At 68.4% G+C, this 23638-nt stretch carries 23 protein-coding genes and 1 riboswitch; of the genes, 8 read left to right on the top strand and 15 right to left on the bottom strand.

The features are described 5' to 3' along the window. Nucleotides 1–268 precede the first annotated feature (268 nt). The 4 genes from WS49_RS18650 to WS49_RS18665 form a co-directional block, all read right to left on the bottom strand. Complete coding sequence (locus tag WS49_RS18650) at nt 269–1537, bottom strand: RNA polymerase sigma factor (protein ID WP_059531613.1); 1269 nt, start codon at nt 1535–1537, stop codon at nt 269–271. Further along, on the bottom strand, nt 1534–1950 hold the full coding sequence (locus tag WS49_RS18655) for a VOC family protein (RefSeq protein WP_059531616.1): 417 nt from the start codon (nt 1948–1950) through the stop codon (nt 1534–1536). The genes WS49_RS18650 and WS49_RS18655 overlap by 4 nt, the downstream gene beginning before the upstream one ends. A 35-nt stretch (nt 1951–1985) precedes the next feature. Continuing rightward, a complete protein-coding gene (locus WS49_RS18660; protein WP_059466553.1) occupies nt 1986–2405 on the bottom strand; it encodes a YciI family protein in 420 nt (139 codons plus the stop codon). Between the two features lie 125 nt (nt 2406–2530). After that, nucleotides 2531–2884, bottom strand: coding sequence for a YciI family protein (locus WS49_RS18665; protein WP_059531619.1), 354 nt, complete (start codon nt 2882–2884; stop codon nt 2531–2533). A gap of 487 nt (nt 2885–3371) precedes the next feature. Here WS49_RS18665 and WS49_RS35130 point away from each other — a divergent pair, with 487 nt between their 5' ends. From WS49_RS35130 to WS49_RS18680, 4 genes are all read left to right on the top strand, one after another. Next, entirely contained in the window at nt 3372–3671 is a 300-nt protein-coding gene (locus WS49_RS35130; RefSeq protein ID WP_156441414.1) for a hypothetical protein, read from the top strand. Nucleotides 3672–3676: 5 nt separating this feature from the next. Continuing rightward, nucleotides 3677–4063, top strand: a complete 387-nt coding sequence (locus WS49_RS18670) for a DUF883 family protein (protein ID WP_059531622.1) — start codon at nt 3677–3679, stop codon at nt 4061–4063. Between the two features lie 64 nt (nt 4064–4127). Next, entirely contained in the window at nt 4128–4712 is a 585-nt protein-coding gene (locus WS49_RS18675) for a BPSL1445 family SYLF domain-containing lipoprotein (RefSeq protein ID WP_059531625.1), read from the top strand. A gap of 231 nt (nt 4713–4943) precedes the next feature. Continuing rightward, on the top strand, nt 4944–5996 hold the full coding sequence (locus tag WS49_RS18680) for an AI-2E family transporter (protein ID WP_059531628.1): 1053 nt from the start codon (nt 4944–4946) through the stop codon (nt 5994–5996). Between the two features lie 9 nt (nt 5997–6005). Here the strand turns inward: WS49_RS18680 and WS49_RS18685 are convergent, their stop codons facing one another. The 6 genes from WS49_RS18685 to WS49_RS18710 all read right to left on the bottom strand — a co-directional run bounded on the left by WS49_RS18685 (nt 6006) and on the right by WS49_RS18710 (nt 11937). Then, nucleotides 6006–6509 carry a thioesterase gene (locus WS49_RS18685; protein WP_082725542.1) on the bottom strand — a complete coding sequence of 168 codons (504 nt, stop codon included), beginning with the start codon at nt 6507–6509 and terminating at the stop codon, nt 6006–6008. A 166-nt stretch (nt 6510–6675) separates the two neighbouring features. After that, nucleotides 6676–7692: an NADP-dependent oxidoreductase gene (locus tag WS49_RS18690; RefSeq protein WP_059531631.1), complete on the bottom strand. Its 1017-nt coding sequence runs from the start codon at nt 7690–7692 to the stop codon at nt 6676–6678. Between the two features lie 34 nt (nt 7693–7726). Continuing rightward, nucleotides 7727–8515, bottom strand: a complete 789-nt coding sequence (locus WS49_RS18695) for an SDR family oxidoreductase (protein ID WP_059531634.1) — start codon at nt 8513–8515, stop codon at nt 7727–7729. A 425-nt stretch (nt 8516–8940) separates the two neighbouring features. Beyond that, nucleotides 8941–9531, bottom strand: coding sequence for a phosphatase PAP2 family protein (locus tag WS49_RS18700; protein WP_059531637.1), 591 nt, complete (start codon nt 9529–9531; stop codon nt 8941–8943). Between the two features lie 79 nt (nt 9532–9610). Beyond that, complete coding sequence (locus WS49_RS18705; protein ID WP_059531640.1) at nt 9611–10927, bottom strand: Nramp family divalent metal transporter; 1317 nt, start codon at nt 10925–10927, stop codon at nt 9611–9613. Next, nucleotides 10876–11937, bottom strand: coding sequence for a helix-turn-helix domain-containing protein (locus WS49_RS18710; protein ID WP_059531643.1), 1062 nt, complete (start codon nt 11935–11937; stop codon nt 10876–10878). The genes WS49_RS18705 and WS49_RS18710 overlap by 52 nt, the downstream gene beginning before the upstream one ends. A 467-nt stretch (nt 11938–12404) precedes the next feature. Here WS49_RS18710 and WS49_RS18715 point away from each other — a divergent pair, with 467 nt between their 5' ends. Together WS49_RS18715 and WS49_RS18720 are read left to right on the top strand one after the other, a co-directional pair. Further along, nucleotides 12405–13325 carry a LysR family transcriptional regulator gene (locus tag WS49_RS18715; protein WP_059531645.1) on the top strand — a complete coding sequence of 307 codons (921 nt, stop codon included), beginning with the start codon at nt 12405–12407 and terminating at the stop codon, nt 13323–13325. A 119-nt stretch (nt 13326–13444) separates the two neighbouring features. Further along, nucleotides 13445–13846, top strand: coding sequence for an OsmC family protein (locus WS49_RS18720; protein WP_059466564.1), 402 nt, complete (start codon nt 13445–13447; stop codon nt 13844–13846). 100 nt (nt 13847–13946) lie between these two features. Here WS49_RS18720 and WS49_RS18725 read toward each other — a convergent pair whose 3' ends face one another. Beyond that, entirely contained in the window at nt 13947–14828 is an 882-nt protein-coding gene (locus WS49_RS18725) for a Dyp-type peroxidase (RefSeq protein WP_059531647.1), read from the bottom strand. 487 nt (nt 14829–15315) lie between these two features. Between WS49_RS18725 and WS49_RS18730 the strand changes: the two genes are divergently transcribed. After that, a complete protein-coding gene (locus WS49_RS18730; protein ID WP_059531649.1) occupies nt 15316–17178 on the top strand; it encodes an ABC transporter ATP-binding protein in 1863 nt (620 codons plus the stop codon). A gap of 115 nt (nt 17179–17293) precedes the next feature. Then, a complete protein-coding gene (locus WS49_RS18735; RefSeq protein WP_059531652.1) occupies nt 17294–18007 on the top strand; it encodes a riboflavin synthase in 714 nt (237 codons plus the stop codon). Between the two features lie 89 nt (nt 18008–18096). On the opposite strand, the gene WS49_RS18740 is transcribed toward WS49_RS18735, so the two are convergent. The 4 genes from WS49_RS18740 to WS49_RS18755 form a co-directional block, all read right to left on the bottom strand. Beyond that, nucleotides 18097–19338 (bottom strand): voltage-gated chloride channel family protein, encoded by a 1242-nt coding sequence (locus WS49_RS18740; protein WP_059531655.1) that lies wholly within the window; start codon nt 19336–19338, stop codon nt 18097–18099. A 79-nt stretch (nt 19339–19417) separates the two neighbouring features. Continuing rightward, nucleotides 19418–19520, bottom strand: a riboswitch (Fluoride riboswitch). 57 nt (nt 19521–19577) lie between these two features. Further along, entirely contained in the window at nt 19578–20597 is a 1020-nt protein-coding gene (locus tag WS49_RS18745) for a chemotaxis response regulator protein-glutamate methylesterase (RefSeq protein WP_059531658.1), read from the bottom strand. Further along, nucleotides 20594–22909: a hybrid sensor histidine kinase/response regulator gene (locus WS49_RS18750; RefSeq protein ID WP_059531661.1), complete on the bottom strand. Its 2316-nt coding sequence runs from the start codon at nt 22907–22909 to the stop codon at nt 20594–20596. Before WS49_RS18750 ends, WS49_RS18745 begins: the two co-directional genes overlap by 4 nt. Then, nucleotides 22906–23610, bottom strand: coding sequence for a chemotaxis protein CheW (locus WS49_RS18755; protein ID WP_059531665.1), 705 nt, complete (start codon nt 23608–23610; stop codon nt 22906–22908). Before WS49_RS18755 ends, WS49_RS18750 begins: the two co-directional genes overlap by 4 nt. Between the last annotated feature and the right edge of the window lie 28 nt (nt 23611–23638).

Genomic DNA, 23638 nt, shown 5'->3' on the forward strand with positions numbered 1-23638 from the left:
AAGCCGGGCCGATGATGTATGTGGGGAACGAAGCGCAGGCCGGACGCGCACGCTTCGTGCCTTTTAATCTAGGCGCTGGCGTTCGCATCCCCCAATAGGCTTTTTCAATCCGCGCGATAGCGGAGGGCGGGAATGAGGGACAGTTGACGGGCGGGGGCGGGATGGGTCGCGTCGTCGGTGGGTCGGCGTTACGCTCGGGATTCGGCTTCTGGCTTCAGGCTTCAGGCGCGACGCCCGGTGCGCTCGCACCGGCGTCGCTCGTCACGCGTCACGCATCCGTCGCGCGCTTCAACAACAATTCCCTTTCGCGTTCGTTGCGGGTCAACTCCGCCGCACGACGGAACTCGACCTTCGCTTCGTCGGCGCGGCCGAGCTTTGCGAGCAGGTCGCCGCGCACGCTCGGCAACCAGTGATAGCGGGCGAGCGCCGGATCGTCGCGCAGCACGTCGACGATTTCCAGTGCCGCGGCGGGCCCGAACGCCATCCCCACCGCCACCGCGCGATTCAGCTCGACCACCGGCGACGGCGCGACTTCGGCCAGCGCGTCGTAAAGCGCGACGATCTGCGCCCAGTCCGTTTCCGACGCATGCCGCGCGCGCGCATGGCACGCCGCCAGCGCGGCCTGCAGCGCATACGGGCCGCGCACGCCGCCGAGCTTCGTCGCCCGCTCGAGCGCGGCGAGGCCGCGCCGGATCAGCAGCGGATCCCAGCGGCTGCGGTCCTGGTCGAGCAGCAGCACGGGCCGCCCCTGCGCATCGGTCCGCGCGTGCATGCGCGACGCCTGCAGCTCCATCAGCGCGACCAGCCCGAGCACCTCGCTTTCGTCCGGCATGAGTCCGGCGAGCACGCGGCCGAGTCGCAGCGCCTCGTCGCACAACGCCGGGCGCGTCCAGTCGTCGCCCGCGGTCGCCGCATGGCCTTCGTTGAACACCAGGTAGATCACTTCGAGCACCGACGCGAGCCGCGCGGGCCGCGCATCGGCGGCTGGCACCTCGAACGGCACGCGCGCCGCCGCGAGCGTGCGCTTCGCGCGCACGATGCGCTGCGCGATCGTCGGCTCGGGCGACAGGAACGCGCGCGCGATCTCGCTCGTGGTCAACCCGCCGAGCAGCCGCAACGTCAGCGCGACGCGCGCATCGGTCGACAGGACCGGATGGCACGACGTGAAGATCAGCCGCAGCAGGTCGTCGCCGATATCGTCGTCGCTCGCATCGGCGAGCGCATCCGCGATGTCGGGGACGACGTGCGCTTCGAGCGCGTCCATTTCATGCCCGAGCTGATCGCGCTTCGCCGCATGCAGCGACTCCTGCCGGACCCGGTCGAGCGCGCGCCGCTTCACGGCCGTCATCAACCATGCGGCCGGGTTGTCGGGCACGCCGTCGACGGGCCAGTGCTCGAGCGCCGCGACGAGCGTGTCCTGCGCGAGTTCCTCGGCCACGCCGACGTCGCGCACCACGCGCGCGGCGCGGGCAATGATCTTCGGCGCCTCGATCCGCCAGACCGCTTCGATCGCACGGTGAGTCGCCTCACGCGTCACGACGCCTGCCCCTGGGTGGCAGCATCCAGCGGCATGGCCATCAGCTCCCATGCGTGGCCGTCCGGATCGTCGAAACCGTGGCCGTACATGTTCGGATACTCGCGCGGCGCTTGCGGCGCGGACCCGCCGGCCGCGAGCGCCTTCGCGACGATCTCGTCGACCTCGGCGCGGCTGTCGCACGACAGGCACGACAGCGCCTGCACCTGCGTCGCCGGATCGACGATGGTCTTGCCGGTGAAGGTCTGGAAAAACGGCCGCACGAGCAGCATCGCGAAAATCGTGTCGCTGATCTTGATGCAGGCGGCCTGATCGTTGGTATAGGCCGGTACGACTTCGAAGCCGAGTGCCTGGTAGAACGTCTTCGAGCGCGGCAGGTCGGCCACGGGCAGGTTGATGAAGACCATCTTGTGCATGACGGATGCTCCGGTGAGATTGGATTCAGGCAGATTCAGGCGTGGGTGCGGCCGACGTGGAGATCGCGGAACCGCTCGACCGCGTCGCTCGGTGTGAGGTCGTCGAGCTCGAACAGCGGCCGCACCTCGATCTCGCAGTCCATTTCGGCGCCGAACGGCGCGGGAAACCGGCGCGTCCATTCGAGCGCCTCGTCGCGCGAGCGCACCTGGATCAGCGTGTAGCCGGCAATCAGCTCCTTCGTCTCCGCGAACGGGCCGTCGACCACCGTGCCCTTGCCGCCGGTGTACCGCACGCGCCAGCCGCGCGCGCTCGGCCGCAAGCCGTTCGCGTCGAGCAGCACGCCGGCCCTGGCCAGCTCCTCGTGGTAGACCGTCATCGCCTCGACCAGCCGGTTGTCCGGCAACGCATCGGATTCGCTGACGGCGTTCGCCCGGATCATGATCATGAATCGCATCGCTCACTCCTTGTCATCGGTGAAAAGGGGCGTCCGCTCATCGGCGCCTTATCCGGACGACGGGCGGCAGACCGCCGGATCGACGTGCCGCGCGACGAATCAGGGTAAATACCGAGGTGCAGCCGTTACAGAAAGCACGGGCCGACCGCGCGCACTTCGACCGTGCACCATTGCGCGGCCGGGCACTGGCGCGCGATCTCGATCGCTTCCTCGCGCGTGTCGACGTCGACGATGAAGAAGCCGCCGACCATTTCCTTCGCCTCGGCGAACGGGCCGTCGACGAGGCGCGTCTCGCCTTCGCGCACCTGCACGCGCGTCGCGTGCTCGGTGCGCTCCAGCGACTCGACGCCGCGCAGCACGCCGCGCGCTTTCAGCGTCTCCGCGAAATCGACCATTCGCGCGTACAGCGCCTGCCCGTCTTCGAGCGTACGTTCGGCGCGCTGGCCGGTCGGTTCGACGATCAACAGCATGTAGGACATGGAAATCTCCTGTGGGGGCCGTGCGCGGACGCGTTCGGATCGCAGGCCGGAACGATGTGTCAGATGCGAAGCGTAGCAGCCCTGGCCGGCCCTGCCTTCATCGTTGGCCGTTCGGCACTGGCCTGATGGCCAATTCGATCACAACACGCGATTTTGCCGTCAGGATGCTTGCCCGACCCTTCGAATTTTCTTCCCGTGGAACGTTCCATGTCACGCCTGCCGCCGTTCATGCCCGCCGCGTCGCTTCGCCATTTTCGCCGCGCGCGCGTAAAGGCCGTGCATGCCTGACACACCGACGCCGCCGAGCCGATCGCGCTGCAATCCATGCCCGATTACAAAACTCCGGCGCAACGGGCCGCCTGTTACGCATCCGCTGCATATCGCTCGTCGGACCACGGTCCCGCCGTCATCGGCCTCGGGCTGGACGACGGCACCGCCTACGGCCATCGCGGGCACAAACCCTGCTCCACGAAGAAATGGACGATTAGTGCAATTGCATCGGCACGGCACGCGCAATGGCACTATTTACCTGACGCATCGGGCGACGCCATATTTACCGGACTTTCACGTCGCGCAACGGCTCGCCACGTCGTTTCGCCCGAAGCGCGAAATTTTTTCAACCGCCGCCGCGCCCCGTCGCGCGGGGCTTCCCGGGAAACTTGCCGACGAATTGAAAATTTGTCTCGAAACTCAATTGGCTGATGTGAATCACATTGGTTGCTGGGATTCGTCTTATCTTCAAATGGGCCTGCAAATCCGGGCTGCAAATCAAATCCAAGGAGGATAAACATCATGGCGCTCACCGACTCGATCGAACACAAGCTGGACCGCGGCCTGTCCGATATCCGTCGCACCGGCCGGCGCGTGGGACGCTCGGCACGCTCGGCCGCCCGCGACCTGCATGCGGACGTGTCCGACGATCTGCGCGGGCTGGTCGATGAACTGGAAGACCTGCTGAAGAACGACGGCGACGGCGATATCGCCGCGCTGCGCAAGCGCGTGCAGTCGCGGCTCGACGAAGCGCGCAGCACGCTCGACTACGCGTCGGGCAGCGCGGCCGCCCGGCTGCGCGATTCGGCCGAGCGCGTGTCGCAAGCCGTGCACGACAACCCATGGCAGACCGCGGGCGTCGTCGCGGGCCTCGCGTTCGTCGCGGGCCTGCTGCTTGCCCGCCGTTGAACGGGGCTGCCCGCACCGCCGCCCGCCCCATCCGTTCTCAACCCGACAACGAAGGAGAAACGCCATGCAGAAGTCTCTCGCCCTGAAGGCCGCCGCCGCCGTCATGCTCGGCAGTCTCGCCCTTGCCGGTTGCACCACCACGCCCGACAAACCCGACAACGCATCGGCCAGCGCGTCGAAACGCGAATCGATCGACGCGAGCGTGAATGCGACGCTATCGCGCCTCTATTCGACGGTGCCAGGCTCGCGTGAACTCGTCGCGAAATCGCGCGGCGTGCTCGTGTTCCCGAACGTGCTGCAGGCCGGCTTCATCGTCGGCGGTCAGTCGGGCAACGGCGCGCTGCGCGTCGGCGGCAGCACCGTCGGCTACTACAACACGTCGTCGCTGTCGGTCGGCCTGCAGGCCGGCGCGCAATCGAAGGCGATCGTGTTCCTGTTCATGACGCAGGATGCGCTCGACTCGTTCCGCAAGTCCGAAGGCTGGTCGGCCGGCGCCGACGCCTCCGTCGCGGTCGTGAAGGTCGGCGCGAACGGTGCGGTCGATTCCAACACGGCCACCGCTCCGGTCGAGGTGCTGGTCCTGACCAACGCGGGCCTGATGGGCGACCTGTCGGTCAACGGCACCAAGGTCACCCGCCTCCACATCTGACGAGCCGTCACGGCCCCAGGGCCGATTTGCTTCCCGGCAACGCCGCGACCCCGGTCGCGGCGTTTTCGCGTGCGCCGCGCGCAGCGGCTATGATGGCGGCACCTTTGCGGGCATACTGCCCATCGGGCCGCCCTGCGCGCGCTTCGCCGCGAACCCGTGACGTTCGCGAGCCGATCGCGCCCGAGGCAACGAAATTCAATCAAACCAGGCATCAATCTGCGCGAACCATCCATGGATAGCGGACACGATCACCAAAAATTCTTCTATTTCCTGCTGTTCGCGGTCACCGTCGGACTGTGCTGGATTCTCGCGCCGTTCTCCGGCGCCGTCTTCTGGGGCACCATTCTCGCGATCCTGTTCCAGCCGGTGCAGCGCTGGCTCGCCGCGCGCTTCGGCAAGCGGCGCAACCTGGCCGCGCTCGTGACGATGTCGCTGATCATCCTGATCGTGATCCTGCCGCTCGTGTTCGTCGCGGCGACGCTCGTGCAGGAAATCGCGTACGTGTACCAGGAACTCAAGAACGCGCAACCGAATTATTCGCAGTACTTCCATGACATCATTCACGCGCTGCCGACGTCGATTCAGAACCTGCTGCAGAAATACGGGCTGACCAACATCCCCGGCATCCAGAAGAAGCTGACCGACGGCGCCGCGCAGATCAGCCAGTTCGCGGCAACCCAGGCGCTCAGCATCGGACAGAACACGTTCCAGTTCGTCGTCAGCTTCGGCGTGATGCTGTACATGGTGTTCTTCCTGCTGCGCGACGGCGGCGAGATCGGCCGCCGCGTGCGCCGCGCGATGCCGCTCGACGAAGAGCACAAGAACCTGCTGCTCGCGAAGTTCACGACGGTGGTGCGCGCAACCGTGAAGGGCAACATCGCGGTCGCGCTCGTGCAGGGCGCGCTCGGCGGCCTGATCTTCTGGATCCTCGGGATCGAGGGCGTCGTGCTGTGGGGCGCGCTGATGGCGTTCCTGTCGCTGCTGCCGGCGATCGGCGCGAGCCTCGTGTGGGTGCCCGCCGCGCTCTACTTCCTCGCGATCGGCGCGATCTGGAAATGCGTGATCCTCGTCGCGTTCTGCGTCGGCGTGATCGGCCTCGTCGACAACCTGCTGCGACCGATCCTCGTCGGCAAGGACACGAAGATGCCCGACTGGGTCGTGCTGATCTCGACGCTCGGCGGGATGGCGCTGTTCGGCATCAACGGCTTCGTGATCGGACCGCTCGTCGCCGCGCTGTTCATGGCGAGTTGGGACATCTACGCGCGCGCCGAACAAGGGGAATGACGCAACGCGTCACGGATGTCGAATCCTGATCACGACGGGCGCCACGGCGCCCGTTTCCATGTCCGGCCCGGCGACCGTCAGCTCGCCGCCATACGGGCCGACACGATGCGCGCGCCCCGCTTCCAGCGGCACGATCCGATCGTCGCGCGCATCGCGCCATGTCGCGCGAACCGCCGCTTCCGCGGGCCGCGAAAGCGGCTGGCCGTCCAGTTCCACGAGCGTCACATGCGCGCCCGGCAGGCGCCGGCCATGCGCATCGAACCGGAGTGTCGCCGCGGTCGCGCTGCTTGACGCGCCGATCGACGGCGCGTCGAATCGCACGTCGTACAGATCGACGAGCGCGCCGGTGATTCGCACGATGCCATTCGCTTGCGCCTGCTCGGCCGCTCCCGCGCCCGACATCGCGAACGCGATGCCGAACCCGGTTGCGACGATCCGCAACCTTGTGCCGATGCGCCGCTTCGTTCGATCGCGCACCGCCGCCGGTGCCGCCTGCCCCGTCTTCGTTTGCATGTTTCGCCTCCCTTTTTGCCGCGCAAATGAAAAACGGCGGCGTGACGCGCATGTCACGCCGCCGTTTGCTGGCAATTACTTTAAGGAGAGCGGCCGGAACAATATATGGGACGAGTCTTAAATTGATGCCGGACGATGCAGACTCAACGCGCGCGCGTGCCGCGGCTCAAGCGTCCGGATCGACGCGCAGCACGAGCTTGCCGCGATGGTCGCCGTCGAACAGTCGATTCAGCACGTCGGGAGCGTTCTCGAGCCCGTCGGCGACGGTTTCCTCGGCCTTGAGCCGGCCGTCGCGCAGCCATCCGGCGAGCGTCTGCACCGCTTCGCGGCTCTTGCGGTAGTCGAGGATCAGGAAGCCGCGCATCGTGAGCCGCTTCGAGATCAGCACGCCGACGTCGTCCGCCGCGCGGCCGCTGTTGTAGTTCGAGATCACGCCGCACAGCGCGACGCGCCCGCCGATCACCATCCGCGACAGCACCGCGCGCATCACCTCGCCGCCGACGTTCTCGAAATTCACGTGCACGCCGTCCGGTGTCGCTGCCTTCAGTTGCTCTCGGAAATCGTCGGCCTTGTAGTCGACGGCCGCGTCGAAGCCGAGCGTCTCGGTCAGGTAGCGGCACTTGTCCGCGCCGCCCGCGATCCCCACGACGCGCGCGCCGTGAATCTTGCCGATCTGGCCGGCGATCGAGCCGACCGACCCGGCCGCCGCCGACACCACGAGCGTCTCGCCGGGCTGCACCGGCGCGATGTCGGTCAGCCCGTAATACGCGGTCAGGCCGCTCATCCCGCACGCGCCGAGCAGCGTCGGCAGCGGCAGGCCCGACTGCGCAGGCAGCTTCACGAGCTGCGCGGCCTGCTCGGCCGGCACGACCGCATAGTCCTGCCAGCCGACCAGCCCCTGCACGAGATCGCCCTGCGCGAAACCCGCATGGCGCGACGCGACCACGCGCCCGATGCCGAGCGCGCGCATCACTTCGCCGATCGCGACGGGCGGCAGGTATTGCGGGACGTCGCTCATCCACACGCGGTTGGTCGGATCCATCGACAGATACAGCACGCGCACGAGTACTTCGCCGTCGGCGAGCGCCGGCACCGGCGTGTCGACGAGCGAAAAGTGTTCGCGGCCGACCCGCCCTTCCGGGCGCGTCTTCAGCAGCAGCTGGCGGTTCACGGGTGTCGACACGATGTACTCCTCCGGTTGTTGTCGTCGATGCGCGTCAGACCGCGCACATGCCGCCGTCGATCACGAGTTCGGCGGCCGTCACGAAGCGGCTTTCGTCGGATGCGAGATAGACGGCCGCATGCGCGACGTCGTCCGGATCGCCGAGCCGGCGCAGCGGAATGCCGCGTGCGAGCTTGCGCGTTGCATCGCGTTCGCCGAGCGACTGGAACAGCGGCTCGACGATCCCCGTGCGAATGAACGCCGGGTGAATCGAGTTGCAGCGCACGTCGAGCTCGCGGCGCGCGCAGTCGATCGCGACCGACTTGGTCAGCGACGCGACCGCGGCCTTCGACGCGTTGTACGCGGTGAAATCCGGTTCGACCTTGAACGCGGCCACCGACGAGATGTTGATGATTGACGCCGGATGGCTCGCGCTCAGGTAGGGCAGCGCATGCTTGCAGCCGAGCACGATGCTCTCGACGTTGATCGCCATCACGCGCCGCCATTCGTCGAGCTCGATCTGCGCGGGCGCGCCGATCGACCCGACGCCGGCATTGTTGACGAGCACCGACAACCCGCCCATCGCTTCGTTCGCCTGCGCGAGCAGCGCCTGCCAGCGCGCCTCGTCGCGCACGTCCTGCGTGGCCGCGAACGCGACCGGCGCCGCGTGTCCCGCATTGAGTTCGTGCGCGAACGCGTCGAGCACCGCCGCATCGGCGATGTCGGTCAGGAACACGCGCGCGCCCTGCTCGACCATCCGGCGCGCGATCGCGCGGCCGAGGCCGCCGGCGGCGCCCGTGATGTACGCGCACTTGCCTGCGAGGCGCGGGGAAACGACTGTCATGAGACCTGCTCCTATCGTGAATCGTCGTGGCGGACCGGTGCCGCGACGGCGGTTGCCGTGCGCGGGCCGACGGCCGCGCGGTTTGCGCGAGTATAGCGAGCCGGCCGCACCGCGTCGGACAAATCGGGCGGGCCGCCGCTGCCGGCCGCGATCGAACGAACGCCAGCGTACGCGATTGCCGCCGATCGATGAAATGAATATTCGTAATGCCCAGTCATAGACCCGGCTCATGACCTTCGCCTCTCCGGGCGACGGGACGGAGCCTGCCCGGCGCGCCGGATCACCGCGAACATCGATTCAATGAACGCGGAACGCCGGATTTTGACAATGAAGAAGAAAGAATTGGATGTGACTCGGCGGGGCCGCCGCCGCGGGCGACAACATCACCTGACACCGGGACACCGACGCCCCGGGAAAAACGCCCTTCAGAACCCGTTGCCGGACGACGTGCGCATGAAGGCACAGAACTGCGGGGAATGCGTATCGATCATCTGCTGGAACGGTGCACGATTCCCGTACGCGATGCCGGACACGAGCAGCAGGCAGACGGCCGCGATGCGCGGCGAGAACGAGCGCTTGTGCGCCCGGTCGTAGGTCCGCAGGAACACCAGCGCGACCAGCGCGCCGAGCAGCCAGCCGACAATGACTTCGGGAATCGTGTGCGAATGGTCGAACACGCGCGCGACGGCCGTCACCGCGCCGACGGCGAGGCCCGCCGCCACGCCCGGCACCTTGCCCGCACGGAAGGCCTGCCACAGCATCGACAGCGCGACGGTCCACACGGACGTCGACAGCATCGTATGGCCGCTGATCACGCGGAAGTCGAACTGCGGGATCTCGACACCGCAGCCCGCATAGAGAATCTTGGTCGCCCCGACCAGGCTCATGCCGGCCGCGAGCAGCACGATCCAGCGCATCGCGAGCCGCCAGTCGGACAGCGCGAGCCAGACCGCGCAGGTCAGCGCGACCGGCAGGGTCAGCGCGGCGTCGCCGATGTTGCTGATTTCACTCCACATAACGGACGTCGAACAGCTGGAAAACGCGCAGTTTAACGCACGCGCGCCACGCGCCTGTTTCAGCCTGTGACAGGCTGTATCAGCCCGCGACACCCGTAATCAGCAGCAGGTTCGTGCCGGTGATGACGGCGAACAGCGTCCATGCGGCGACCTGCATCCTGCGGCCGATCGCATGCTCGCCCATCACGTCGCGATCGCTGACCGACCGGATCAGCGGCCACATCGCGAACGGCAGTTGCAGGCTCAGCAGCACCTGGCTCCAGACGAGCAGTCGCCCGACCGAGTTCTCGCCGAGCCACAGCACGCCGATCAGCGCAGGCGCCAGCGCGAGCCCGCGCGTGATCAGCCGGCGCTGGTAGCACGGAATCTTCGTGTGCAGGAAGCCGTCCATGATCACCTGGCCGGCAATCGTGCCGGTCAGCGTCGAGCTTTGCCCCGACGCGAGCAGCGCGATGCCGAACAGCAGCGCGGCCGCGCCGCCCGCGATCGGCGTGATCAGCCGGTACGCCTGCTCGATGTCGGTCACGTCGTGCTGGCCGGTCGCATGGAACGCCGCGCCCGCGACGACCAGGATCACCGCATTGACGAGCATCGCGACGAACAGCGACACGCAGGTGTCGATCCGCACCAGCGCGAGCGTGTCGCGGATCAGGCCGCGCGCGCCGCCGACGACATGGCGCGTCTGCACGACCGACGAATGCAGATACAGGTTGTGCGGCATGATCGTCGCGCCGACGATGCCGAGCGCGAGCACGATCGCGTCCTTGCGGTCATGGCCCGGATCGCCCGGCACGAGCCCCGAAGCGACCGCATGCCAGTCGGGCGGCGTGATCGCGACCTGCGCGACGAAGCAGAACGCCATCGTCGCGATCAACCCGAGCACGATCGCCTCGATCTGCCGGACGCCCTTGCCCTGCAGCCCGAGGACGATCACGGTGTCGAGCGCGGTGAGCACGATCCCCCACGCGAGCGGCACGCCGAGCAGCAGCTTGAACGCCAGCGCGCAGCCGAGCACTTCGGCGATGTCGCACGCGATGATCGACACCTCGGCGGTCACCCACTGCACGATGCGGCCGAAGCGGCCATAGCGGTCGTAGCTGGCCTGCGCGAGATCCTTGCCCGCGACGAGGCCGAGCCGCGCGGCGAGCATCTGCAGGAAGATCGCGGCGAGGCTCGAGAACGCGACGACCCACAGCAGCGAATAGCCGAACTGCGAGCCGGCCTGGATGTCGGTGGCCCAGTTGCCGGGATCCATGTAGCCGATCGCGACCAGCAGGCCCGGGCCGAAGAAGCGCTTGAGCTTCATCCAGCGCGACGCGCCGGCGTCGATCGTAATGCTGCCCTTTACTTCCGACGGGCAGAAGGGGGCTGTGGCGGTAGTGGGGAGCAAGGGCATGGAAACCGGGGATCGTGATCGCGACACGGTGATTTTACGGTTATCCGGCCCGTTTTCTCCCGCGCATCGGCGCGCGCGCCCCGGCTCGCCCGCTCGCCGCCGGATTTCGCGGGCCGCGGCACGAGTTGCGGATCGGCCGCGCCGGCGCCGTTCGTCAGGATCCGTTCGCGCTCGGCGACGCGAAATTCGGTCGGCGACACCCGCAGGCGCTGGCGAAACAGCTTCGCCAGACGCTCCCCGCTGCCGAAGCCCGTGCGCCGCGCGACCTTGTCGGCCGGCAGCGTCGTGTGGATCAGCATGTGGCATGCGCGCTCGAGCCGCACGTGCTGCACGAACTCGGTCGGCGTCACGCCGATTTCCTTCTTGAAGCGCCGCAGGAAATTGCGCTCGCTCATCGCGGCCGTCTGCGCGACTTCCGCGATCGAAATGCGGTTCGCGCTCTGCGCGCGCAGCCGTTGCGCCGACATCCTGATCGACGGGCTCGCGCTCAGCTCGCGAAACGCCCACATCGACTGTGCATAGCGCTGCTCGACCGGCCGCATCAGGTTGCTGGCGATCTCCTGCGCGGCGCTGTCGCCGAGATCGGCGCGGAACATGTCGAGCACGGCCGAGAACACGTCGGCCTCGCCGGCCTGCAGTTCGATCGTGGCCGCCGTCCGGCGCGCGCGATCGGTTCGCGCGTGACTTCCATCCGTCTGCCGCTGCGACGCCGCGAGCGTCGACAGGTCCATCGCGTCGACGATCCATCGCGCATGCCGGCGGATGTCGCTGAGCCGACGCCGCAATGCATCGTTCCAGTTGACCGAAGCGCGGTCACCATGAAGATGAAAGAACGCGAGCGCACGATGGCCGTGCTCGTCGCCGAGCGGATCGGCGGCGATCTGCACGCCCGACGACGACTGCAGCAATCCCCCGCTTTCCGATACGTACTTCAGCTGGTAATCCGCACTGAACGCGTGCAGGCGATTCGCCAGATTGAAGGCCTCGCCAAGGCGCGCGGCCTGCGCCAAGGAAAACCCCGTACTCAAATAGATTACGACCCACCTCTGATCTGCTGCTTCCACTGCCAAGCCCCCGGACTGTTTCGACTTCTTGTAATACCGTCGAACTGTCAGGCTTATATTTGGTTTGAACGCGTGCGACAGGGACGGCTATCTCGAAATATGAAGCGACGGCATCTTAGCCGAACGGGTCGTGTCTTTGGCATGAAATGGCTGACCGGGACAGTATGATGGCGGATTTCTACAGGCTGTCGCCGAACGCTGGTGCTACCGCATGGAAATGCGCCTGCCGACGGGCAGGCTCGCATCGTGCGCACGATCCGCATCGCGCGTCGGATGCACACGCTCGCGTATCGGGTCGATCGTCATCGACACGCATCGAACGGCATCGATCGTCTCTCTAACGCACGCACCCGCATGCCGTTGTTCGCGCATCCATTAGAATCGCCCCACCGTCCACCACGCCGACTTCGTCCGTGCCCGCCGATCATCGTCTCGATCTGAACCTGTTCCGCGTGCTCGACGCCGTCTACGTGCACGGCGGCATCGGCGCGGCCGCCCGTGCGCTGCACCTGACGCAGCCGGCCGTCACGCATGCGCTCAACCGGCTGCGCGCGCATTTCGACGACCCGCTGTTCGTCCGCCAGGGCAACCGCGTCGTGCCGACCGAGCGCACGCGCACGATCATCGCGGACGTGCAGCTTCACCTCGCCGGCCTGCAACGCGCCGCGCGCGACCCGTCGGCATTCGACCCGGCGACGCTCGACCTGAGCATCGCGGTCGGCATTCGCGACGTGCTCGAATCGATCGCGCTGCCGCAGATCGTCGCCGCGTTCGCCGACGAAGCGCCGGGCCTGCGATTCGTGAGCCGCCGCATCGCCGTGCACGACATCGAACGCGAACTCGCGTCGGGCAATCTCGATCTGGCCGTCGATCGACGCGTGCAGACCGGCCCGCGCATCGCGACCGAACATCTGCTCGACGATTCGCTCGTCGTCGCGATGCGGCACGATCATCCGTTGACCGACGGTCCGCTGCGGCGCGGCGACTATTTCGCCGCACGGCATGTCGCGGTGTCGTCGCTCGGCGAACCGCAATCGCTCGACGTGCTGCTCGGCAACGACGGGCGCTTCCGTCACATCCAGCTCGTGTGCCAGCATTACTTCGCCGCCTGCCAGATCGCCGCGGCGGGCGACCTGCTGCTGACGCTGCCGCGCACGTATGCGCTGCGCATGGCGGCGCTGCTGCCGATCGCCGTGCAGCCGCTGCCGCTGCGGCTCAAGCCGTTTCCGCTGCTCGCGTACTGGCACGAGTCGCGCGAAACCGACCGCGCGCATCAGTGGGTGCGCGAACGCGTCGCCACGCTCGTGCGCCGGAGCGCCGGCGTCGCCGGCTGATTCTGGCGAGCCACGTCGACGCACGCAGCGCCCGCGATTTTCGTCGAGACGGTATGCTGACGGCTCGCACGCCGCGCATCGTCGCTGCCGCCTCTTTCCCCGCTTACCGGAGTCTTGCCATGCCGCTCATCCATGCTGCCGCCACCCTCGCCGCCGACGCACCCGACTACGTCGTCCAGCTGCAGGCCGGCACGCACGCGCTGACCGGCGACGAAGCGCCGCGCGAAGGCGGACAGGGCCTCGGGCCGGCGCCGTTCGAGTTCGTGCTGGCCGGCCTCGCGCAATGCACGGCCGCGACGCTGCGCATGTACATGCAGCGCAAGACGTGGCCGGCCGTGCGGATCGACGTGCGCACCGAACTGCACGCCGATCGCGAAGGACAGCAATACGTGCGCCGCGTCGTGACGCTCGACGGCCCGCTCGACGATGCGCAGCGCCAGCGGCTCGCGGAAATCTGCGAGAAAACGCCGGTGACGCTGTTCATCAAGCGCGGCACGCGCATCGAAACGACGCTGAACTGACGGGCGGCGCAGCGCGCCGCACACGATCGCCACGCAACAAGCAAAACGGGCGGGCCGCGCACGATGCGCGACCCGCCCGTTTGCGGATGTCGTCCGGCGGTCAGAGTCCGAGCGCGGACAGGTCCAGCTTGCCGTCCTTCACCGGCGGGCACCAGAAATACGCGCCCGTCAGCGGTCGCGTGAAACGGAACAGGCCGTCGACGATGCCGTCGTCCGCGCCGCTCATCCGGCGCATCTGCACGTCGAACGCGCGGAACGAACAGCCGAACGCGACGAAGTAGAGGCCCGCGCGACGCGCGTCGGACCACGGCGACGACCGGCGCAGCATGAACGCCTCCGGCTCGAAGCTCTCCTGCGCCGTGCGCTTCACGTGCGCGAACTCGGGCGCGTCGTCGAGTTCCTCGTTGTCCGAGCGGCGGCGGCCGACGATGTGATCCATGTCGCCGGACGCAATGCGCTCCATCTGGTCGAAGTCGTGCAGCCATTGCTGAACCGCGACGAAGCTCGAACCGTCGAGACCCGCGCCCTGCCCCGTGACGATCGCCGCGGCCAGCGCGTCGTCGCCGGTCGGGTTCTCGGTGCCGTCCTCGTAACCCGACAGGTCGCGATCGTTCGAATAGCGGAATCCGTCGACCGCGTCCTGCAGCGCGAACGCCGGCGCAAGCGCCCGCTCGATCGCCCGCGCACGCAGCACGAGTTCGCCGCGATCGTCGCCGCGCAGCCAGACCCAGATGTCGGCCGGCGTGATCGGCAGCGTGCGGTCGTTCACCGCGAACGCCGGATATTCGGTGAGGCCCGGGACCGGACGCCCGAGGTGTGCGGCCAGCGCGTGTCCGAAGCCCGCGACCGTGTCGCGCCCGTCAACGAGCTCGCGCAACGCCGTCAGCGCCGCTGCCACGTTGCCGTTGTTCGAAATCGTGAAAGTGAGGTATCGGGCCGCCGTGTCGATCGGAGCCAGGATGCCTTGCTGAACGTCGCTCATCGTTTCCTCAGGAATGTATCGGGGGTGAATCCGCGCGGCCTCGGCGGCCGGCGCGCAACGGCAAAGTGTAATCGATGCGGCCCGCCGACCCGTGCGGCACCGCACCGCGGAACCCGCGCGAAAAAGGGCCGAAACCCCGAATACTAACCGTATCGACGCTGCAACGCCGCATTCGTCAGACGTTGCGGCGACTCCGGCACTGCTGATAAAATCCCTTCACGTCTTTTCGGCGTCCTTTCAACCGTTCACTTCAGGGAGGTGCAGATGTTCCGAATGCCAGCAGCCTTCCCGAACGTGGTCCCACGGCGCGGCTGATCCAGCCCGTCGTCCGCGCCGGCTCCCGAGTGCTCCGCTAACTCGCCGGCCCGCGCATTTTTCCGACAGTCCGTTTTCGTTTCGCCCGCGTCATCCCCGCGGTCGGGCTGTTGCGTTTTCGACGTTCTCCGAACCGGAAAGTCCCGTCGCGCGATGCGCCGGGCAACGATACATGACCAGAAAAACCACCCATCTGGGCGGCCAGGCATTCCAGGCCGTCTTCGGCTTCACGTTCCGCTACTGGCGCAAGCAGCCGGTGCGCATCGCAACGATCACGACCCTGGCGCTGCTCGGCGCGCTTGCCGACGTGCTCACGCCGCTGTTCGCCGGGCGCCTCGTCGATGCGCTGTCGACCGGCCTGACCGACCGCGCCGCCGCGTGGCATTCGGCCGTCGTCGCGTTCGGCACGCTGGCCGCGCTCGGCATCGGCGCGACGCTGCTGCGTCAGGGCGTCTACCTGAACATCATCACGCTCACGCTGAAGATGATGAGCGAGATCGCCGCTGCGTCGTTCCATCGCGTGCAGCGGTTCTCGACCGACTGGCACGCGAACAGCTTCGCGGGATCGACCGTGCGCAAGATCACGCGCGGAATCTGGGCGCTCGACCTGTTGAACGACACCGTGCTGATCGCACTGCTGCCGTCGGTCACGATGCTCGTCGGGGCGACGGTGCTGCTCGGCACGCACTGGCCTGTCATGGGGCTCGTCGTCGGCGTGGGTTCGCTGCTGTACATCTCGGTGACGGTCGCCGTGTCGCTCGGCATCGTCGCGCCGGCCGCGCGGCTCGGCAACATGTGGGATACGCGCATGGGCGGCGCACTCGCCGACGCGGTGAGCTGCAATGCGGTCGTCAAGGCGTTCGGCGCGGAGACGCGCGAGGAAGCGCGGCTCGCGCGCGTGATCGGCAAATGGCGCCAGCGCACGCGCCGCACGTGGGTACGCGGCACGCTCAACGGCGGGCTGCAGGGTGCGATGCTCGTCGCGATGCAGGCGGCGATGATCGGCGTTGCGCTGCGGCTGTGGGCGAACGACGAAGCGAGCGTCGGCGACATCGCATTCTCGCTGACGATGTTCTTCATGCTGCAGGGCTACCTGCGCGACGTCGGCATGCACATCCGCAACCTGCAGCGTTCGGTCAACGACATGGAAGAGCTCGTCGCGCTCGAGCGCCAGCCGCTCGGCATCGACGATCGTCCCGGCGCGCCGGCGATCCGGATCGGGCAAGGCGAGATCCGCTTCGAGCACGTGACGTTCCGCTACGGCAATCATCCGGTGCCGCTGTACGACGACTTCTCGATGCGCATCGCGCCCGGCGAGCGTGTCGGCCTCGTCGGCCATTCCGGGTCGGGCAAGACGACGTTCATCAAGCTGATCCAGCGTCTGTACGACGTGTCGGGCGGCCGCATCACGATCGACGGCCAGGATATCGCGCAGGTGCGGCAGGATTCGCTGCGCAGCCAGATCGCGATCGTCCAGCAGGAACCCGTGCTGTTCCACCGCACGCTGGCGGAGAACATCGCGTATGCGCGTCCCGACGCGAGCCGTGCGGACATCGAGCGCGCCGCGCGTCTCGCCAGCGCGCACGACTTCATCGCCGCGCTGCCGGACGGCTATGACACGCTCGTCGGCGAGCGCGGGATCAAGCTGTCGGGCGGCGAACGCCAGCGCGTCGCGATCGCGCGCGCGTTCCTCGCAGATGCGCCGATCCTGATCCTCGACGAAGCGACGTCGAGCCTCGACAGCGAAAGCGAGGTGCTGATCCAGCAGGCGATGGAGCGGCTGATGGTCGGCCGCACGACGCTCGTCGTCGCGCACCGGCTGTCGACGGTGCGCTCGCTCGACCGACTGCTCGTGCTCGATCGCGGCAAGGTGATCGAGGAAGGCAACCACGACGCGCTGATCCGCATCGACGGCGGGATTTATCGCCGGCTGTTCGAGCGGCAGGCGCTGGAACTGGCGAAGGGCCTGATCGATTCGCCGCGGCGCGCGGTCAGCGGCGATGCCGGCCCGCGGGGAGAGCCGGCGGAGGCTTGACGGCAACCCGGTCGGGGCCGGACGTGCGGCAACTGCCGCCGCGCGTCCGGCCCCGACGCCGCCCGCCGCGATCACTTATCATACCGGCCAGGCAATTTGCGACGAAAGGCGGATCATGTTTACAGGCATTGTTCAGGGTGTTGGCGTCATCAAGGCCATCAAGGATCACGGCGAACTGAGAACGTTCAGCATCGAATTCCCCGAGCGGTTCACCACCGACATCGAGATCGGCGCGAGCGTCTCGGTCGACGGCGTCTGCCTGACGGTGACGACCATCCACTCACCGCTGCTGATCGACTTCGACGTGATGTTGCCGAGCCTGAGAATCACCACGCTGGCCGACCTCACGACCGGCGCCCGCGTCAACGTCGAACGGGCCGCGAAGGACGGCGCGGAAATCGGCGGGCATCCGCTGTCCGGTCACGTCGACTTCATGGGGACCATCCTGCAAATCGCGTCGTCCGAACACAACCGGATGATCCGCATCGGCGTGCCGGCCGATTTCAAACGTTATGTGTTCGCGAAAGGCTATATCGCGATCAACGGCTGCAGCCTCACCGTGTCGGACGTCGATCGCGACGCAGGCTGGTTCGACGTCTGGCTGATTCCCGAAACGCGACGCGCGACCACCTTCGACGCCAAAGGCGTCGACGACAAGGTCAATATCGAGATCGAGCGCAGCACCCAGGTCGTCGTGGATACGATCCGCGAGTCGGTCAAGGAAACGCTCGGGGAGCTGACCGGCGTCGTGACGGCCTTGCTCGCGGAGAAAGGCATCGACATCGAGGAACTGCTCGCGCGCAACGTCGCGAAACTGCCGAAGGCGTAACGGACGCCCCCCCGGTCCCGGTGATCGGCGCGATCACCGGGTCTCGGTTTCGGTCGACACACCGCGGTCGGCCGCCCCGCGCGCCGCCGTCACTCCGCCTCCACCCGCGCCCCCTTCCCCACCGCCACCCGCTGCGATCGATAAATCCCCGCGTGTCCGGAAAACAGATAGGCGACCACGCAGGCGACGATCGCATAGACGCCGACATCCGCGCCGAACAGTTCGATCGCCATGATCGTCGATGCGATCGGCGTGTTGGCCGCGCCCGCGAACACCGCGACGAAGCCGAGCCCCGCGAGCACCGGCACCGGCAGCGCGAGCACCTGGCCGAGCGCGTTGCCGAGCGTCGCGCCGATGTAGAACAGCGGCGTCACTTCGCCGCCCTTGAATCCCGACGCGAGCGTGACGACGGTAAACGCGAACTTGCCCGCAAAATCGTAAACCGGCAGCGGCCCGCGAAACGCGGCCTCGATCGTCGGAATCCCGAGCCCGAGATACTGCGGCACGTTCAGCACGGTGGCGGCCACGGCCACCAGCGCGCCGCCGAGCACCGGCTGCAGCGGCGCATAGCGCACGACGCGACGGAACCATGCGGTCAGCGCATGCGTCGCGAACGCGAACAGCCGGCCGACGACGCCGAACGCAACGCCCGCGACGACCGTCGCGGCCAGCCCCGTCGCCGACACGGCCGGCACGAACGGAATCGCATACACGGTGTGATGCACGCCCCACGCGCGGCACACGACGTCCGCGACGATCGCCGACGCGACGCAGGTCAGCAGCGCGTCGTACCGTACGCGGCCGATCGCGAGCACCTCGAGCCCGAACACGGCGCCCGCGAGCGGCGTGCCGAACACCGACGAGAAGCCGGCCGCGATGCCGCCCATCAGCAGCACGCGCCGATGCTCGCGATCGAGCCGGAACAGGTGCGTGACGCGATCGGCGAGCGCGCCGCCCATCTGCACGGCCGTGCCTTCACGGCCCGCCGACCCGCCGAACAGGTGCGTGACGACGGTCGCGACGAGCACGAGCGGCGCCATCCGCTTCGGCACGAGCGCCTTCGGGTCGTGAATTTCGTCGATCAGCAGGTTGTTGCCGCGCGCGACCGACTGGCCGAACCGGTGGTAGACCCAGCCGGTCGCGAAACCGGCGGCCGGCAGTCCCCACAACAGCCACGGATGCGCGACGCGCGTGCCGGTCGCCCAGTCGAGCGCGATCAGGAACAACGCGGAAGCCGTGCCGGCCAGCGCGCCGAGCAGGGCGGAAAGCGCGAGCCAGCGGCACACGTAGCGCACGGTCGCGAAAAAATCGGCAGAAGTCGAGAAAAACATGATTTCCAGATTCGACGGGACATCAAAACCTGGGCGGCAGAATACCGCATGGACGGCCTGCGACCTCCTGACGACCCAGGAACACGCAGGCATCATCAGCCGGGCAACCGGCGGTTGAGGGCCGAACCGCGCGCGACGCGCCGGGATCGACCGCAGGGAGGCATGCCATCTCCGCAGGCGGCAATTGTACGCGACGCCGCGCGGCGCCTGCAACGCGGCCCCGCCGGGGTCGCGCGCCGTCAGTCGAGCGGCATGCGCGTCACGCGCGAGATCAGTTGCGGCGCGATCCGCTCGAGCGGCAGGATCGCCGACGCGGCGCCGATCGCGGCGGCCGCCTTCGGCATCCCGTAGACGGCGCTCGTCGCCTCGTCCTGCGCGATCGTGTAGCAACCCTTCGCGCGCATCGCCTTCAGCCCCAGCGCCCCGTCGCGCCCCATTCCGGTCAGCAGCACGCCGAGCGCGTCGCCCTGCCAGCCGTCAGCGACGCTGTTGAAGAACACGTCGATCGACGGCCGGTACGGCGTCTCGGCCGGATGCCGCGTATAGCCGAGCACGCCGCGCGGCGACATGTACAAATGATCGTTGGTCGCCGCGAGCAGCACCTCGCCCGCCTGCGGCACGCTGCCCTCCCGCGCGACACGCACGGGCAGCCGCGTATAGCCGTCGAGCCACTCCGCCATGCCGAGCGCGAACGCCTGGTCGACGTGCTGCACGATCACGAGCGCAGCCGGAAAATCCGCCGGCAGCGCGCGCAGCAGCGCGGTGAGCGCGGTCGGGCCGCCCGCCGACGCGCCGATCGCGATCAGCGTCGGCAGGCCGCGCGCGAGGGCCGGCCCGGGCGGCACGAGCGTCACGGTCCGGCTTTCGAGCAGCCGGCCGATCTGGTCGATCTTCGCGAGCAGCGGCTGCGGCCCCGCATCCGACGGCAGGCCGAGCGCGAGCGTCGGCGTGTCGACCGCGTCGAGCGCGCCGGCGCCCATCGCCTCGTAGACCGACGACGTGTTCGCGCTGACGCTCGCGGTCACGACCAGGATCGCGCACGGCGCGCGCGCCATGATCTGCCGCGTCGCGGCCACGCCGTCGAGCTTCGGCATCACGAGATCCATCAGCACGAGGTCGGGCGGATGCGCGACGCAGAAATCCACCGCCTCGTCGCCGTCGGTCGCCACCCACAGCACGCGATGATCGGTGCGCAGCGCGATCACGCGGCGCAGCGCCTCCACGGCAAGCGGCAGATCGTTGACGATGCCGATGTTCATCCGCGTGCATCCCCGATCAGGTCGTGCACCGCATCGAGCAGCGCCTCGTCGTGGAAACTGCTCTTCGCGAGGTAGTAGTCGGCGCCTGCGTCGAGCCCGCGCCGGCGATCCTCGTCGCGATCCTTGTACGACACGATCATCACCGGCACGCGCTTGAGCATCGGATCGCCCTTGATCAGCGTGACGAGTTCGATCCCGTCCATGCGCGGCATGTCGACGTCGGTGACGACCAGATCGAACGCGTCGCTGCGCACCGCGTTCCAGCCGTCCATCCCGTCGACCGCCACGGTCACGTCGTAGCCGCGCTTTTCCAGCAGCTTGCGTTCGAGCTCGCGCACCGTCAGCGAATCGTCGACGACGAGCACGCGGCGGCGCCGGTCGGCGAGCGCGAGCTGCGGATCGCGCTTGAGCTTTGCGAGCTGTCCGCCGCGCACGAGCTTGTCGACGGAGCGGATCAGGTCTTCGACGTCGACGATCAGCACCGGGTCGCCGTTCTCGAGCAACGCACCGGCCGCGATGTTCTGGATCTTGTTCAGGCGGCTGTCGAGCGGCTGCACGACGAGCATCCGTTCGCCGAGGAAGCGGTCGACGGCGACACCGTAGAGTTCGGGCTCGCCGCCGACGACCACGACCGCCGTGCTCGCGCGCGCGACGTTGGGTTCGCCCGCATCGAGCAGCTGATGCGCGCCGACGAGGCCCGCGCGCCGGCCGTCGAACGGAAAATGCGGCTGCCCTTCGAGCACGTCGATGTCGTCGTGCGACAGTTCGAGCGTGCGGCGCACGTGCGCGAGCGGGAACGCGTACGGCTCGCCGCCGACCTCGACCAGCAGGCTGCGGATCACCGACAGCGTGAGCGGCAGTTGCAGCACGAAGCGCATGCCCGCGCCGGGCTCGTTGAAGATGCGCACCGCGCCGCGCACGCCGCGCACCATTTCCTGCACGGCGTCGAGGCCGACGCCGCGCCCCGACACGTCGGTCACCGCGTCGCGCATCGAGAAGCCCGGCAGCAGCAGGAATTCGAGCAGCTCGGGATCGGACAGCCGCGCGGCCGTCTCGTCGTCGGTCAGGCGCTGGCGCACGACCGCCGCGCGCAATGCGTCCATGTCCACGCCCGGCCCGTCGTCGATCACGCTGACGAGCAGCGAGCCGGCGCTGTGGCGCGCCTCCAGCGTGACGCTCGCCTCGGCCGGCTTGCCGCGTGCGCGACGCGCGTCGGGCGCGTCGACGCCGTGATCGATCGCGTTGCGCAGCAGGTGGCCGAGCGGCGCGTCGAGCAGGTCGAGGATGTCGCGGTCGACCTGCGTGCCTTCGCCGACGATCGAGAAGCGCACCTGCTTGCCGAGCGAGCGCGCGAGATCGCGGACGATGCGCGGATACGCGCGCGTCGCGTCGCCGAACGGCCGCATCCGGCACTGCAGCGCCTCGTCGTACAGCTGCTCGGCGATGTGCGTGCTGCGCCGCTCGAAGCGGTCGAATTCGTCCATGCGCTCGGCGAGCGAGCGCTGCAGATCGTTGAGCATGTGCCGCACTTCGTTCACCGACGCGAGCACGCCCGCGTCGAGATCGTCGGCAAACTGTTCGTACAACAGATCGAGCGAACGGGCCGCATCGCGCTGCGCACGCTTCACGCGCAGCATCGACTCCGCGAACGGCTTGAGCCAGCGCGATTCGACGAGCGACTCGCCGGACAGGCTCAGCAGCCGGTTCAGCGTATCGGCCCGCACGCGGCGCATCGCGCCCGCGCCGGCCGCGCGGCCGGCCTGGACCGGATCGGGCACGGCCGCCGACACGGCGAGCGGCGGCACCGCGGCGCCGGCCCCCACGGATTCGTTCGCGGCGCCGTCATGCTCGCGATGCGGCACGACGGACGGCGGCGCCGGCGGCGGCGCGAAGGCCGAGGCCGAGACCGGCATCGCGTGCGCGCCGTCGGCACCCGTCAGCGCCAGTGCGAACGCCTCGATCTCCGTCGACGACACGGGCTGCGCCTGCGGATCGGCGACGCGCACCAGCAGGTCGACGCCGGCGAGCAGCACGTCGACGTGCGTGGCCGTCAGCGCGATCGTGCCGGCCTGCGCGGCGACGAAGCACTCTTCCATGCGCCCTGCAATGTCGACGCCGAGCGGCACGCCGACGATGCGGGCGGCGCCCTTCAGCGAATGCGCGGCGCGCATGCACGCCTCGAGCGCGACGGAGTCGGGCTCGCCCGATTCGAGCGCGAGCAGGCGTTCGGACAGCGCCTGGGTCTGCGTGCGCGTTTCCTCGCGATACAGCTCGAGCAGCGACAGGTGGCTCAGATCGTCATCGCCGCTCATCGCATGCTCCGGGTCACGGCGTCGAACAGCCGATCGTCGTCGAGCAGGCCCACCGACTTGCCGCGCCACGACAGCACGCCGCGCGACAGGCCGGCGCTCGCGCGCCCGACCGTCGCCGGCACGGGCACCCATTCGGATGCGCTGAAGCGCAACACGCCCTCGACTTCGTCGACCGGAAACACGACCGGCTCGCCCTGGTGCGCGGCGACCAGCAGCCGCGTGAAACGGCCGTCCGCGCCGCCGTTGCCGCCCTTGCCCGCGTCGAGGCCGAGCAGTGCGCCGATCGAGATCGCGATGCGCAGCGTGCCGCGAATGTTGACCACGCCGCGCACGGCCGAATGACGGCGATACGGCAGCGAATGGATCGGACGCGTGCCGGCGATCTCGCGCAGCACGCCGATCGGCAGCGCGAGCCATTCGTCGGCGACGCGAAACGCCAGCGCCGCCTGGCGCGTATCGTCGTCGCCATGCGCGCGGGTCGCGTCGAACGCGCTGATCCGCTGCGTGGCGTCGGCCATCTCGGCGACGCCGAGCGGGCGCTCGAGCAGCTTCGCCGCGTGATACGCGTAGACCGGACAGTTCAGGCAGCGCAGGCAGTCGGCCAGCCGCTCGCACGAGCGGTCGCCGTGCGTGCCGATCCGGTTCCAGCAATCGTCGACGCCGAGCGTCGTGTCGTCAGTGGCAACGGCGTCGCGGTTCATTCTTTCCTCGGTCATCCCGATGTCGGCT

It is taken from the genome of Burkholderia sp. RF7-non_BP4 (genome assembly GCF_001521935.1).
Lineage (GTDB): Bacteria > Pseudomonadota > Gammaproteobacteria > Burkholderiales > Burkholderiaceae > Burkholderia > Burkholderia diffusa.